At 68.4% G+C, this 13,712-nt stretch carries 12 protein-coding genes; 8 read left to right on the top strand and 4 right to left on the bottom strand.

What is annotated here, in order from left to right; genetic code table 11:
* Positions 1-4: 4 nt before the first annotated feature.
* On the bottom strand, positions 5-1,246 hold the full coding sequence (locus J7024_RS27015; protein WP_124897706.1) for an efflux RND transporter periplasmic adaptor subunit: 1,242 nt from the start codon (positions 1,244-1,246) through the stop codon (positions 5-7).
* A gap of 308 nt (positions 1,247-1,554) precedes the next feature.
* Complete coding sequence (locus J7024_RS27010) at positions 1,555-1,785, bottom strand: hypothetical protein (protein ID WP_234745620.1); 231 nt, start codon at positions 1,783-1,785, stop codon at positions 1,555-1,557.
* Positions 1,786-2,298: 513 nt separating this feature from the next.
* Here J7024_RS27010 and J7024_RS27005 point away from each other — a divergent pair.
* The 5 genes from J7024_RS27005 to yjfF all read left to right on the top strand — a co-directional run bounded on the left by J7024_RS27005 (position 2,299) and on the right by yjfF (position 8,449).
* A complete protein-coding gene (locus J7024_RS27005) occupies positions 2,299-3,483 on the top strand; it encodes a serine hydrolase domain-containing protein (protein WP_234745616.1) in 1,185 nt (394 codons plus the stop codon).
* Between the two features lie 249 nt (positions 3,484-3,732).
* Entirely contained in the window at positions 3,733-4,695 is a 963-nt protein-coding gene (locus tag J7024_RS27000; protein ID WP_124897703.1) for an ABC transporter substrate-binding protein, read from the top strand.
* A gap of 69 nt (positions 4,696-4,764) precedes the next feature.
* The gene (locus tag J7024_RS26995) at positions 4,765-6,279 is read left to right on the top strand and encodes a sugar ABC transporter ATP-binding protein (RefSeq protein WP_234745615.1); all 1,515 of its coding nucleotides are present in this window, start codon (positions 4,765-4,767) and stop codon (positions 6,277-6,279) included.
* Entirely contained in the window at positions 6,276-7,316 is a 1,041-nt protein-coding gene (locus J7024_RS26990) for an ABC transporter permease (RefSeq protein WP_124897701.1), read from the top strand. The genes J7024_RS26995 and J7024_RS26990 overlap by 4 nt, the downstream gene beginning before the upstream one ends.
* Complete coding sequence (yjfF, locus tag J7024_RS26985; RefSeq protein ID WP_124897700.1) at positions 7,313-8,449, top strand: galactofuranose ABC transporter, permease protein YjfF; 1,137 nt, start codon at positions 7,313-7,315, stop codon at positions 8,447-8,449. The genes J7024_RS26990 and yjfF overlap by 4 nt, the downstream gene beginning before the upstream one ends.
* A gap of 270 nt (positions 8,450-8,719) precedes the next feature.
* Here the strand turns inward: yjfF and J7024_RS26980 are convergent, their stop codons facing one another.
* Entirely contained in the window at positions 8,720-8,908 is a 189-nt protein-coding gene (locus J7024_RS26980) for a hypothetical protein (RefSeq protein WP_124897699.1), read from the bottom strand.
* Between the two features lie 177 nt (positions 8,909-9,085).
* On the opposite strand from J7024_RS26980, the gene J7024_RS26975 reads away from it, so the two are divergent.
* Together J7024_RS26975 and J7024_RS26970 are read left to right on the top strand one after the other, a co-directional pair.
* Positions 9,086-9,301 carry a DUF3820 family protein gene (locus J7024_RS26975; RefSeq protein WP_124897734.1) on the top strand — a complete coding sequence of 72 codons (216 nt, stop codon included), beginning with the start codon at positions 9,086-9,088 and terminating at the stop codon, positions 9,299-9,301.
* A 219-nt stretch (positions 9,302-9,520) separates the two neighbouring features.
* On the top strand, positions 9,521-10,030 hold the full coding sequence (locus J7024_RS26970) for a DUF1269 domain-containing protein (protein ID WP_124897733.1): 510 nt from the start codon (positions 9,521-9,523) through the stop codon (positions 10,028-10,030).
* Positions 10,031-10,159: 129 nt separating this feature from the next.
* Here J7024_RS26970 and J7024_RS26965 read toward each other — a convergent pair whose 3' ends face one another.
* Positions 10,160-10,456 carry a hypothetical protein gene (locus J7024_RS26965; protein ID WP_175787710.1) on the bottom strand — a complete coding sequence of 99 codons (297 nt, stop codon included), beginning with the start codon at positions 10,454-10,456 and terminating at the stop codon, positions 10,160-10,162.
* A gap of 54 nt (positions 10,457-10,510) precedes the next feature.
* Here J7024_RS26965 and uvrA point away from each other — a divergent pair.
* Positions 10,511-13,712: excinuclease ABC subunit UvrA (uvrA, locus tag J7024_RS26960; protein ID WP_234745614.1), on the top strand; the 3,202-nt coding region annotated here is incomplete at its 3' end.

Below are 13,712 nucleotides of genomic sequence, written 5' to 3'. Positions count from 1 at the left end.
CGGGTCACGCCGCGCCGGATGCCGCGCCGGCCGCGGCCGGCCGGTGGGCATGGGAGGCCGCCGGCGCTGCCGCCGCGCCGGACGCCGGGTGCGCGCCACCCGCGCGGGGCGCCGCGATGCGGATCGCCGCGCCGTCGCTGAGCCGGTCGACGCCGTCGGTCACGACCTGCTGGCCGGCGGCGAGCCCAGCGACGATCGCCGTGGTGCGACCGTCGCTCGGGCCGAGCGTGACCTTGTGCACCGACACCGTACGGTTCGCGTTGACCAGATACACGTAGTCGCCCGGTGCACCGCTCTGCACCGCGGCGGTCGGCACGAGCACCGTGCCGTGCAGCGTGTCGACGCCGAGCCGCACGTTGACGAATTCGTTCGGGAACAGCGCTTCGTCGTCGTTCGCGAAGGTCGCGCGCAGCGTGACGGTGCCGGTCGCGGTCGCCATCTGGTTGCCGATCGCGTACAGCGTGCCGGTGGCGACCTGCTTGTCGTCGTCGCTCGAATAGACGGTGACCGGCAGCTTCGCGCCTGCGCCTACGCGCTGGAGGACGGACGACAGCGCGTTCTGCGGCACCGTGAACTGCACGGTCATCGGTTTCATCTGCGTGATCACGACGATGCCGGTCGTGCTCGACGACGTCACGTAGTTGCCCGGATCGACGAGCCGCAGGCCGACGCGGCCCGCCACCGGCGCGGTGATGTGGCAATACGCGAGATCGAGATCGTATTGCGCGATGTTCGCGCGGTCCGCCTGGATCGCCGCTTCGTCCTGCTGCACGGTGAACTGCGCGTCCTGGTAGGTCTGCTCGGCGATCGACTTGTTCTGCGCCAGCTGCGCGTAGCGGGCGAGATCGGCGCGCGCCTGCGCGAGGCTCGCCTCGTCCTTAGCGAGCTGGGCCTGCGCCTGCTGCTTGCTGATCTGGTACTGGCGCGGGTCGATCTGCGCGAGGAACTGGCCCTTGGCGACTTCCTCGCCTTCGCGATAGCCGACTTCGGTCAGATAGCCGCTCAGTTGCGGCAGCACGGTCACGGTCGCGACCGGCGTGACCGTGCCGAGCTCGTTCAGCACGACCGGCATGTCGCCCGTCGATGCAGTCGCGACGCCGACGACCTGTGCCGGATTCGCGCGCACCGGTTTCGTTCGGTGCAGCAGATGAAAGACGATCAGCACGAGCGGCACGGCGAGCACGCAGATGACGATCCAGCGGCGCGCGCGATGCCGCGCCGGGGGGGCCGGGTTCGGTTCGATCATGTCGGCCTCCTGGACGGGCATCGCATCGCGCTACGGGCTGGCATGAAAGGACTCCTGATAGAAGGATGGGCGGATGAATGCGATGACGGAAGGTATCGCTCCGCTCATGCGCGCGCCGGCCGCGATGCAGATGGGCGGCCGGTTACGCGGATCGGCGGTCGATGCGCGATCGCTGCGAGGACGGCGACGGGCCGGCGTCGCGTGCGGATGCCTGGGGCGTAATGGCGGTCATCGACGCGGACCCGCACCAACGGCACGGGCGACGCAACCGGCACGCCGCAGCGGCTGCAGCCTCGGCGCGGGCCGGCTCACCAGCGGCGACGCGCACCCCACTCGCGCCGCCCCCACCAGCGACGGCCGTCCCAGTAGCGGTCGCCGTGCCAGCCGAGCGCGATGCCGACGGTCGGCACCATCACGGGCGCGGCCACGACGGGCGGCGCATACATGACCGGGGGCGGCGGCGCGACGTACACGGGCGCCGGCGCGACATAGACGGGGGCGGGCGCCGCGATGCCGAAGCCGATCGACACGCCGGCCATCGCGGGTTGCACGGAAAGGCCTGCGAGCAGCACGCCCGAGCCGACGACGGCCCATTGTTTCGCATTCATTTTTCCACCTCGTTGCGTTGGGGACGCCTTCAATCTAGTGGAAGGTCCGGGCAACGAGAATTACAAGGGGGTAACGCTCGATTTCGAAAAATAGCGGGATCGGGCGGCGCGGTGCCGGTTGCGGCCGATGACGGCACCCGGGGCCGCCGGTCGTCTGCCGTAGCGCGCAGCCGCAGCCGCTTCGGCTCGTTTCAAATGCTTGATTGGCAACGGTTTTGCGTGCGGGCCGGCGCGCATCGCTGAATGGGCCGACAGGTGCCGGGCACGCGTGACATCGGGCTGTCAGCCTGCTGTCGGTAATATGCGGAGATCAATTTTTCGTGCGTTGCGGCAATGCGCGCCCGGTCGGAACCCTTCACGTAATCCGGTAAAACTTCACGGGCCGCGACGGATCCGCCGCGCAGCCACGTTGAAGCAACATCGAAACTGCCGGCGAGACCGACGATGCTGCCAGGAACATACGTTTCAGGATGCCGTGAAGCAACGCGCCGGTGGCGTGCGCTGCTCGTGCTGGCCGTTGCCGGCGTTGCGCCGCTGGTTGCCGGATGCCAGTCGGAACAGCCGGTGCCGCCACCGTCAGCAATGGAGGCTGCGTCGCCGGCGTTTCCGGCCGCCGAATGGACGCAGGCCGCGCCGGCCACGCAGGGCTTCTCGCAGGACGGGATCGATCGCGCGATCGCCTATGCACGACAGCAGGGCTCGACGTCCGGCATGATCGTCCACGACGGAACGGTGATCGGGCAGTGGGGCGACGTCACCCGCAAGACGAACCTCCATTCCGCGCGCAAGAGCTTCCTGAGCGCGCTGGTCGGCATCGCGGTCGCGCGCGGCCAGATGCATCTCGACGACACGCTCGCGCAACTCGGCATCGACGACACCGCTCCGGCGCTTTCGCCCGCCGAGAAACAGGCGACCGTACGGATGCTGCTCGAGGCGCGCTCGGGCGTGTATCACCCGGCGACGTACGAAACCATGCAGATGAAGGCGTTGCGGCCGCCGCGCGGCAGTCATGCGCCCGGCACGTTCTGGTACTACAACAACTGGGATTTCAATACGGTCGGCGCGATCTACGAACGCAGCACCGGCACGCGCATCTTCGATGCGCTGCAGACGGAGCTCGCGGTTCCGCTCGGCATGCAGGACTACACGCCGTCGGACGGGCACTACGTGCCGGGCGGCAGCGCGACACGCTACCCGGCCTATCCGTTCGCGATGAGCGCGCGCGATCTCGCCCGCTTCGGGCTGCTGTATCTGCACGATGGCCGCTGGCGCGGCCGGCAGATCGTCCCGGCCGGCTGGGTCGCCGAGTCCACGCGGCCGTATTCCGACACGCGCACCGGCGGCTACGGCTATCTATGGTGGACGAGCGATTCGGCGAGTGGCGAGCGCGGCCGGGACGCGCTGCTGTCGCGGAGGGCCTTCTGGGCCGACGGCCATCTCGGCCAGTACGCGGTGGTCGTGCCGTCGCTCGATCTGGTGATCGTGAGTCTCGTGGACGCGCGGCTGACGTCGCAGCGGATGGGGCAAACGAAAATGGAAACGCTGGTCATGCTGGTCGAGGCGGCCGGTGGAAAGGCCAGCGGAAAAGCCTCTGGAATCGCGACCGGAAATGCCGCCAACGCCAGCTAGACCGGCCTGCGCCGCCCGCTTAGGTGTTTATACGTATGCCGATTCCGATATCGCTTCAATCCAATATTTCATTGGAAGGTTATCGGGCTTGTACCTAGACTGATCCGGGGCGCAGATACCGGCCGGCCGCACGCGCCGGCCGACGCTGCCCCGACCCGCATCCGCGCCACGCAGAAACAGAACAGCGCAGCACGGCACGCCGCGCAACGCCGGCGCCGCGGCATACAACGACATCATCGGAGACGGACCATGACATTCATCAGGAAGCTGGCGGCCGGCGCGATCGTCGCCGCGGCGACAGTGCTGGCAAGCGGCGCGCACGCGCAGCAAAAGCCGATCACGCTCGGGTTCTCGCAGGTCGGCGCGGAAAGCGCGTGGCGTACCGCGAACACCGTGTCGGTGAAGAGCGCCGCGAAGGACGCCGGCATCAACCTGAAATTCTCGGATGCGCAGCAAAAGCAGGAGAACCAGATTCGCGCGATCCGCTCGTTCATCGCGCAGAAGGTCGACGTGATAGCGTTCTCGCCGGTCGTCGAATCGGGCTGGGAGCCGGTGCTGACCGAAGCGAAGGCCGCGCATATCCCGGTGATCCTGACCGATCGCGGCGTCGACGTGAAGGATCCGTCGCTGTACGTGACGATGATCGGCTCGGACTTCCTCGAGGAAGGGCGGCGCGCGGGCCACTGGATGGAAGAGCGTTACAAGAACGACCCGGGCCCGATCAACATCGTCGAGCTGCAGGGCACGGTCGGCTCCGCGCCGGCCAACGATCGCCGCGCGGGCCTGCTGGAAGTGATCAAGAACAATCCGAAGTTCAAGGTGATCGCGTCGCAAAGCGGCGACTTCACGCTCGCGGGCGGCAAGCAGGTGATGGAAGCGTTCGCGAAGACCTACGGCAAGCAGATCAACGTCGTCTACGCGCACAACGACGACATGGCGCTCGGCGCGATCCAGGCGATGGAAGAGGCCGGCATCAAGCCCGGCAAGGACGTGAGCGTCGTGTCGTTCGATGCGACCAAGGGCGGCTTCCAGGCGATGGTCGCGGGCAAGATCAACGTCGACGTCGAATGCAGCCCGCTGCTCGGCCCGCAGCTGATGACGGCGGTGAAGGACGTGGTCGCCGGCAAGCAGTTGCCGAAGCGCATCGTGACGAACGAGACCGTGTTCCCGATGAGCGTCGCGGCGCAGGTGCTGCCGACCCGCAAGTACTGAGTCTCGCCGACCGCGGACGGCGGCGCGGCTGCCGCCGTCCGGCAACCGTTTCGCATCGAGGGCGCATCCATGACGAATCCGCCGGTGGTCGAGATGATCGACATCGACAAGGCGTTTCCGGGTGTCAGCGCGCTGCAGCGCGTGAGCTTCCGGCTGTTTCCGGGCGAGATCCATGCGCTGATGGGCCAGAACGGCGCGGGCAAATCGACGCTGATCAACGTGCTCACCGGCGTGTATGCGCACGATGCGGGCGAGATTTGCGTCGGCGGCGCGCCGGTGCGCTTCGCCGCGCCGCGCGAGGCCGAGGCGGCCGGGATCCAGACGCTGTACCAGGAAGTGAACCTGTGCGCGAACCTGTCGGTCGCGGAGAACATCTTCGCGGGCCGGCAGCCGATGCGGCGCGGCGCGATCGACTGGAAGACGATCCACGCGCGTGCACGCGACGCGCTCGCCGAACTGGACCTGTCGCTCGATGTCACGCGCTCGCTCGATGCCTATCCGATCGCGGTGCAGCAGATGGTCGCGATTGCGCGGGCCGTGTCGGTCGATGCACGCGTGCTGATTCTCGACGAGCCGACGTCGAGCCTCGACGACGGCGAGGTCGCGCGGCTCTTCGACGTGCTGCGCCGGCTGAAGGCGTCGGGCATCGCGATCCTGTTCGTCACGCACTTTCTCGAACAGACCTACGCGGTGTCGGACCGGATCACCGTGATGCGCAACGGCGAGCGCGAAGGCGAGTATCTGGCGCGCGACCTGCCGGTCGACGTGCTGGTCGCGAAGATGACCGGCCGCGAACCGATGTCCGGCACGCTGCGGGCGGATGCGGCAGCGGTGTCGCCCGATGCGGGCGCGGCCGAACCGTTCCTGTCGATGCGGCAGGTCGGACGGCGCGGCATGATGAGTCCGCTCGATCTCGACGTGCGGCCCGGCGAAATCGTCGGACTGGCCGGGCTGCTCGGCTCGGGGCGCACCGAAACCGCAAGGCTCGCGTTTGCCGCCGAGCGCACGGATACCGGCGCGATCGAGATCGACGGCGCGCGCAAGCGGCTCGCGTCGCCGCACGACGCGGTGCGCAACGGCATCGCGTATTGCCCGGAGGATCGCAAGAAGGAGGGCATCGTCGCCGCGCTGTCGATCCGCGAGAACATCGTCCTCGCGCTGCAGGCGCGGCGCGGCTGGTGGCGCTTGATCGGCCGTGCGCGGCAGCGCGAGCTGGCCGACACGTACGTCGCGCGGCTCGGCATCAAGGCGCGCGACGCGGAGCAGCCGATCGGGCTGCTGTCGGGCGGCAACCAGCAGAAGGTGCTGCTCGCGCGCTGGCTCGCGACGGAACCGAAGCTGTTGATCCTCGACGAGCCGACGCGCGGGATCGACGTCGCCGCGAAATTCGACATCATGGAGCGCGTGCTCGCGCTGTGCGCGCAGGGTCTCGCGATCCTGTTCATTTCGTCGGAAATCAGCGAAGTCGTGCGCGTGAGCCACCGGATCGCGGTGCTGCGCGACCGCCGCAAGGTCGCCGAACTGAGCGGCGGCGACGCGTCCGAGGAGCAGGTCTATCAACTGATTGCGGGAGGCAGGTCATGATGCGGCTTCGCATGTTGCTTCGTCATCCGCTCGTGTGGCCGGTGCTGACCCTCGTGCTGCTGTTCGCGCTCGACATCGCGCATCGGCCGGGCTTCCTGTCGATCACGCTGCTCGACGGCCACCTGTTCGGCGCGCCGATCGACATCCTGAACCGCGCGGCGCCGCTCGTGATCGTGTCGCTCGGGATGACGCTCGTGATCGCGACGCGCGGGATCGACATCTCGGTCGGCGCCATCGTCGCGATCGCGGGCGCTGCCGCGGCGATCGTGCTCGACGGCGATCCGACGCGGCTCGGCGCGGCGCTGGCCGCCGCACTCGGCGTCGGGTTGCTCGCGGGCGCATGGAACGGCGTGCTCGTCGCGTTCGTCGGGATGCAGCCGATCATCGCGACGCTGATCCTGATGGTTGCCGGACGCGGCGTCGCCCAGTTGCTCACGGGCGGCCAGATCATTCCGATCGGCGCGCCCGGCTACCTGGCACTCGGCGGCGGCTATCTCGCGGCCGTGCCGTGCTCGGTGTGGATCGCGATCGCGACGATCGCGGCGACCGCACTGCTCGTGAACCGCACGGCGCTCGGCCTGTTCATCCGTGCGATCGGCGTGAACCCGGTCGCGACGCGGCTCGTGGGGCTGCGCGCAGGCGTCATCGTGTTCGGCGTGTATCTGTGTTCAGGCGTGATGTCGGCGCTCGCGGGGATCATCGCAAGCTCGAACGTGCGTAGCGCCGACGGCAACAACGCAGGGCTGCTGCTCGAGCTCGACGCGATCCTCGCCGTGACGCTCGGCGGCACGTCGCTGCTCGGCGGCCGTTTCAGCCTCGCCGGCTCCGTGCTCGGCGCGCTGATTATCCAGACGCTGACCTACACGACCTATTCGATCGGCGTGCCGCCGGAGGCGACGCTCGTCGTGAAGGCCGTCGTCGTGATCGTCGTGACGCTGATCCAGTCGGACGCGGCGCGCGCACTCGTGGTCCGCCACGCGTCGCGGCTGCTGCCTTCCGCGCGCGCGCGCGCCACCACCGGAGCGACGCCGCGATGAACCGATTCCTCGCACGGCTCGCCGACCCGCGCACGCTGCCGATCGTCGTGACGATCGTGCTGTTCATCGCGCTGTTCGGCTTCGGATCCGTGATGTACACGGGCTTCTTCTCGATGCAGGTGCTCACCGGGCTGCTGGTCGACAACGCATTCCTGCTGATCGTCGCGATCGGCATGACGTTCGTGATCGTGTCGGGCGGCATCGACCTGTCGGTCGGCTCAGTCGTTGCGCTGACAACGATTTTCTGCGCGGTCGGTGCCGAGCGGCTGCACTGGCCCGTGTGGGCGATCGTGCCGCTCGTGCTCGCGTTCGGCGCGCTGTACGGCGCCGCGATGGGCGCGCTGATCCATTACTTCCGGCTGCAGCCGTTCATCGTCACGCTGGCCGGGATGTTTCTCGCGCGCGGCGCGTGCTTTTTGATCACGACGCAGTCGATCACGATCGACGAGCCGACGTTTCATGCGCTCGCGGCCATCAGCGTGCCGGTCGGCGGCGGGATGCTGAGCACCGGCGCGCTGATCGCGCTCGCGACGCTCGCCGCCGCGATCTACGTCGCGCATTTCACGCGCTTCGGCCGCAACGTGTATGCGATCGGCGGCAACGAGCGCTCGGCGCTGCTGATGGGGCTGCCGGTCGCGCGCACGAAGGTTGGCGTGTATGCGCTGAGCGGATTCTGTTCGGCGCTCGGCGGTGTGGTGTTCACGCTGTACGTGCTGTCCGGCTACGGGTTGCAGGCGCAGGGGATGGAGCTCGACGCGATCGCCGCGACCGTGATCGGCGGCACGCTGCTCACGGGCGGCGTGGGGTACGTGATCGGGTCGGTGTTCGGGGTCGGCATCCTGGGCACGATCCAGGTGCTGATCACGTTCGACGGCACGCTGAGTTCGTGGTGGACGCGGATCGTGATCGGCGCGCTGCTGTGCGTGTTCTGCCTGCTGCAAAGGATCATCGAGCGGCATGCGACGCGGCGGCGCACGGGCGGTACGGGGCTCGGGCCGAAACGGCGGACTCGAGAGGCCGGGCCGGTCGGGACGGCTGCGCCGGGAGACGATGCGGCGCTCGGGTCGACGACGCGCAGGCTGTTGCGCCCGTGGCGCCCGGCGCGCAGGGACGCGCCCGCATCGTCCGTATGAACGCGGCAGGGCGCGACGCGTGCATTTGTCCGGGCCGAGCCATTCGTCGGTATCGGTGAGGTGCCCCCAGCCGGCAAGCACCGCCAGCCCGCCTTGCATCGCGCCGCCGGTCCGCCGCGGGATGAACCGGTTGAGCAGCGCCGGCTGCAGCCGGGTTCCGTCGATCGACGGTGTGCGGGGTCGCCGCCGTCCTCGCATGGATGACGATGCAGCGCGGCGACTTGCGCACGACACGCGGGCCCGCGTCCGCACGGCGCAGCGGATCGCTGCTCAGTGCCTGATCATGCAGACGGCCACGATTTCGTATCCGGGGTCGGCATGCGTGCTGGCCGCTTTTTCCGCTTCGTCATACGAACCAAACGACGCGGCATCTTCAATTGCCGGCGCCATGCCGATGTCGCCGTCCTCGGCGGTGCAGAGGAACTGCTCGCCGGTTTTCACGACGTAGATGGACATCATGATTCCCTCCATCGTTTGCAGGGGGAAATTCCAGTCTAGCAGGCAAAAAGGCGGGCGGCGGGGGCCGAACCGGCTTTCCTTGAAGGGCCGGTTTCACGCCCGTCGGCCGGTATGGGCCGTTGAGCGCGCGGCGCGGCCGCAGCCCACGCGGGAGCGAAAGCCGTGCACAATACCCGCATGCGCGCCCCGGACCTCGAATGCCTTGTCACCGTCACCATGCCCTTCGGAAAATACCGGGGCCGACTCATTGCCGACCTCCCCGGGCCTTACCTCAACTGGCTGGCTCGCGAAGGGTTCCCGCGCGGCGAACTCGGCCGGCAGCTCGCGCTGATGCACGAGATCGACCATAACGGCCTGAGGGACTTGCTGGCGCCGCTGCGCGAACGCGGCTAGCGCCAGGCCGCCGCCATCGCATCGATGCAGCGCGCTCTGGCCCGAGCGCACATGTCACGCGCGCTGACCGGGCACACCGGGGCGGGATCGGGCATTCGACGCCATCCACCTGCATCGCGGCGCCGTCGCTCGTACGTGTGCGGGCACCGCATGGCCGATGCTGGCATAAAATGGAAAGGCCCTGCTGAGGATGAGCAGACGGCAAATGAGGGGTGCAACATGAGACGCCTTTATTTCCTCGTACCCGATACGCAGATGGCGAAGGCGATCGTCGACGACCTGCTGCGCGCACGCATCATCTGGCGCCATATTCACGTTCTTGCCGATCACAGCGTCACGCTCGATCAGTTACCCGAAGCGTCCTTGCTGCAAAGCAGCGATGTCGTGCACGCGCTCGAGCGCGGTGTCGCGCTCGGCGGCGCGACAGGTGCGCTTATCGGCCTTGTCGCGCTGGTATTTCCCCCCGCGGAGCTTGTGATCGCGGGCGGCGCCGTCGTCGCATTGACGATGGCGGGAGCGGGCTTCGGGGCCTGGACGGCGGCGATGATCGGCATCGCCGAGCCGAACGGGCGACTCGCGCGATTTCGTGACGCGATCCGGGACGGCCAGATCCTGATCATGGCCGACGTGCCGGCGTTGCGAGAGCAGGAAATCGAGCAGATGGTTGGTCAGCATTTTCCCAAGGCGGGCATGGAAGGCGGCGAGCCCACGACGCCGATCTTTCCCTGACACCCGAAAGCCCGCGCACGCGAACGCTTGCCGGTGCACATAGGCGCGACTCGCCGGACGCCAGCGCGATCCGACGGATCGAGCACGTGCCGGGATCGTGCGCAACCCGCCGGCGTCGCCCGATCAGCATCACATATTCCGCACGAACGACGCGATCGAGTTCAGGTGCGCGTCCTGCGACGGCCGGTCGTTCGGCGCGATGGACGGCCTCGGCGTGACCGGTTCGAGCGCCGCATGCAAAGGGCTCGGGGATCCCGGCGCCCGCCGGCTCGCCTGCCCGGCTGGAGCGGCAATGGCGGCCTTTGCCCATGTGCCGCCCGCGGCCTTCATGGAAAACTGTATGAATATACAGTATAGTATCCGTCGAACTTCGAGCCGCACCGGCATGACCTGTGCGGCACGTGCGCCGCGCCTGCGGGCATCCACCGCAGCATTCCGGCACCGTGAACTCCGGCTAACTCATTCAGACGGGCAGGCAAATTGTCATCCAGCAATCTGATCCGCATTCGCGGAGCACGTCAGCACAACCTCAAGAACCTCGATCTCGACCTGCGCACCGGCGAAATGACGGTCGTCACCGGCCCGTCGGGCTCCGGCAAGTCGAGCCTCGTGTTCGACACGCTGTACGCGGAAGGGCAGCGGCGCTACGTCGAGACGTTCAGCGCGTATGCGCGGCAATTCCTTGACCGGATGGATCGCCCGCAGGTCGAGCGCGTCGACGGCGTGCCGCCCGCGATCGCGATCGACCAGACCAACCCGGTCCGCAGTTCGCGCTCGACGGTCGGCACGATGACCGAGCTCAACGACCACCTGAAGCTGCTGTACGCGCGCGCGGCCGAGCTGTTCGACCGCAAGACCGCGCGGCAGGTGCGGCACGACACGCCCGAGACGATCTACGCGGAACTCGTCGCGCGCACGCGCGCCGGCGATCCGCGCGTCGTCGTCACGTTCCCGGTCGAGCTGCCGGAAAGCGCGTCCGAGGACGAAGTCGCGCAGTGGCTGTCGGCGAGCGGCTACACGCGCGTGCAGGCGCAGCGCGAAGTGGCGTCGCCCACGGGCCCGCGCAAGGTGCTCGACGTGGTGGCCGACCGCTTCCGCGTGCAGCAGGCCGACAAGGTGCGCGTGGTCGAGGCGATCGAGGCGTCGCTGAAGCGCGGCGGCGGCCGCGCGAACGTGTACGTGCTTGCGCCCGAAGTGGAAAACGCGCTCGCCGCGGCCGCCGAGCCGCAGGTGTGGCGCTTTTCCACCGGGCTGCACGATCCCGACAGCGACCTGCGCTACGCGGAGCCGCAGGCGGCGCTGTTCTCGTTCAACTCGGCATATGGCGCATGCGAAACCTGCCGCGGCTTCGGCCGCGTGATCGGCGTCGATCTCGGTCTCGTGATTCCGGACGCGCGCAAGACCCTGCGCGGCGGCGCGATCAAGCCGATGCAGACCCCCGCCTGGAAAGAGTGCCAGGACGACCTGATGCGCTACGCGGCGAAAGCCGGCATTCCGCGCGACACGCCGTGGTCCGACCTGACGGACGCCGAGCGCGACTGGGTCGTCAACGGCTCGCCGGACTGGAACGGCAAGTGGCAGAGCCAGTGGTACGGCGTGAAACGCTTCTTCGGCTATCTCGAGTCGAAAGCGTACAAGATGCATATCCGCGTCCTGCTGTCGAAGTACCGCAGCTACACGCCGTGCGACGTCTGCGGCGGCGCGCGCCTGAAGACCGAATCGCTGCAGTGGCGGCTCGGCTCGAAGGCGAACGCCGACGCGGTGCTCGCGCCGGCCGATCGCTTCATGCCGCGCGGCGTCGACTGGACGCGCGCGCAGCTCGAAGCGCTGCCGGGCCTGACGGTGCACGACCTGATGCTGCTGCCGATCGAGCGGATCCGCCGATTTTTCGACGAAGTGAGCCTGCCGAGCGCGCTGCTCGACGACGCGCTGAAGCTGCTGCTGGCGGAAGTGCGCACGCGCCTGAAATATCTGTGCGACGTGGGGCTCGGCTATCTGACGCTGGATCGCCAGAGCCGCACGCTGTCGGGCGGCGAGGTGCAGCGGATCAACCTGACCACGGCGCTCGGCACGTCGCTGACCAAAACGCTGTTCGTGCTCGACGAGCCGAGCATCGGGCTGCATCCGCGTGACCTCACGCGGATCGTCGAGGCGATGCAGCGGCTGCGCGACGCGGGCAACACGCTGGTCGTCGTCGAACACGATCCGTCCGTGATGCTCGCGGCCGACCGTCTGATCGACATGGGCCCCGGCCCCGGCGAGCGCGGCGGCACGATCGTCTACGACGGCACGCCGGGCGACATCCGTTCCGCGCACACGCTGACGGGCGAGTATCTCGGCGGCCGCAAGCACGTCGCGCATGCGTCGAACTGGGCACGCCGCCCGGTCGATGCGAACACGCCGCGCATCGTGCTGGAAGGCGCGACCGAGCACAACTTGCGCGACGTGACGGTCGAGATTCCGTTGCAGCGGCTCGTCTGCGTGACGGGCGTGTCCGGTTCCGGCAAGTCGACGCTGCTGCAGGACGTGCTGTATCCGGCGATGGCGCGCCATCACGGCAAGGCGACCGAATCGCCGGGCGCGTTCCGCACTCTCACCGGGGCCGATCAGGTCGGCGACGTCGTGTTCGTCGATCAATCGCCGATCGGCAAGACCACGCGCTCGAACCCGGCCAGCTATGTCGGCGCGTTCGATGAAATCCGCAAGCTGTTCGCGAAGGCGCCGCTCGCGCTGCAGCGCGGCTACGGCGCCGGCACGTTCAGCTTCAATTCGGGCGACGGCCGTTGCCCGACCTGCGGCGGCTCGGGCTTCGAGCACATCGAGATGCAGTTCCTGAGCGACGTCTATCTGCGTTGCCCCGATTGCGACGGCAGCCGTTACCGCGCCGAAATTCTGGAAGTGCGCATCGAGCGCGGCGGCCGTGCACTGAGTATCGCCGACGTGCTCGACCTGACCGTCAGCGAGGCGGCCGCGTTTTTCGCGGCCGACGCCGAAGTGCTGCGCGTGCTGCAGCCGATCGTCGACGTCGGCCTCGAATACGTGAAACTCGGCCAGCCGGTGCCGACGCTGTCGGGTGGCGAGGCGCAGCGGCTGAAGCTGGCCGGCTTCCTCGCCGAATCGGCCGCCGCGGCCGGCGGGCGCCGGGTCGCCAGCGAAGAGGCGCGCATCGCGCGCGCGAAGCTGTTCATGTTCGACGAGCCGACCACCGGCTTGCACTTCGACGACATCGCGAAGCTGATGCAGGCGTTCGGCAAGCTGCTTGCGGCCGGCCATTCGCTGATCGTGATCGAGCACAACCTCGACGTGATCCGCGCGGCCGACTGGCTGATCGATCTCGGTCCGGAAGGCGGCGACGGCGGCGGCCTCGTGCTGTGCGCCGGCACGCCCGACGACGTGAAAGCGTGCGCCGAATCGCATACCGGCGCTGCGCTGCTGCAGTACGACCGTGCGATGGACGCCGGAACGGCGCTCGCCGACGAAGGCGTGCCGTTGCAGACCGTGCTGAACGCCGCCCGCGAGCGGCGCGCGATCGAAGGCGAGGACGTCGTGCGGATCGTCAACGCGCGCGAGCACAACCTGAAGGCGCTCGACGTCGACCTCCCGCACGGCAAGCTCAACGTTATTACCTGCGTGTCCGGCTCCGGCCACTCGCCGCTCCCGTCCCACATCCTGTTCCACGAAC

The organism is Burkholderia sp. WTPI3 (assembly GCF_021483755.1).
Lineage (GTDB): Bacteria > Pseudomonadota > Gammaproteobacteria > Burkholderiales > Burkholderiaceae > Burkholderia.
Note: the sequence above shows the minus strand (reverse complement) of the source record. Positions and strands in the feature narration are given on the sequence as shown.

Coding starts and splice junctions, on each gene's coding strand:
- J7024_RS26990 (WP_124897701.1), top strand. CDS start 6,276: ATGATGCGGCTTCGCATGTTGCTTCGTCATCCGCTCGTGTGGCCGGTG.
- J7024_RS26980 (WP_124897699.1), bottom strand. CDS start 8,908: ATGATGTCCATCTACGTCGTGAAAACCGGCGAGCAGTTCCTCTGCACC.
- J7024_RS27005 (WP_234745616.1), top strand. CDS start 2,299: ATGCTGCCAGGAACATACGTTTCAGGATGCCGTGAAGCAACGCGCCGG.
- J7024_RS27015 (WP_124897706.1), bottom strand. CDS start 1,246: ATGATCGAACCGAACCCGGCCCCCCCGGCGCGGCATCGCGCGCGCCGC.
- J7024_RS26975 (WP_124897734.1), top strand. CDS start 9,086: ATGCGCGCCCCGGACCTCGAATGCCTTGTCACCGTCACCATGCCCTTC.
- J7024_RS26970 (WP_124897733.1), top strand. CDS start 9,521: ATGAGACGCCTTTATTTCCTCGTACCCGATACGCAGATGGCGAAGGCG.
- J7024_RS27000 (WP_124897703.1), top strand. CDS start 3,733: ATGACATTCATCAGGAAGCTGGCGGCCGGCGCGATCGTCGCCGCGGCG.
- J7024_RS27010 (WP_234745620.1), bottom strand. CDS start 1,785: ATGGCCGGCGTGTCGATCGGCTTCGGCATCGCGGCGCCCGCCCCCGTC.
- yjfF (WP_124897700.1), top strand. CDS start 7,313: ATGAACCGATTCCTCGCACGGCTCGCCGACCCGCGCACGCTGCCGATC.
- J7024_RS26995 (WP_234745615.1), top strand. CDS start 4,765: ATGACGAATCCGCCGGTGGTCGAGATGATCGACATCGACAAGGCGTTT.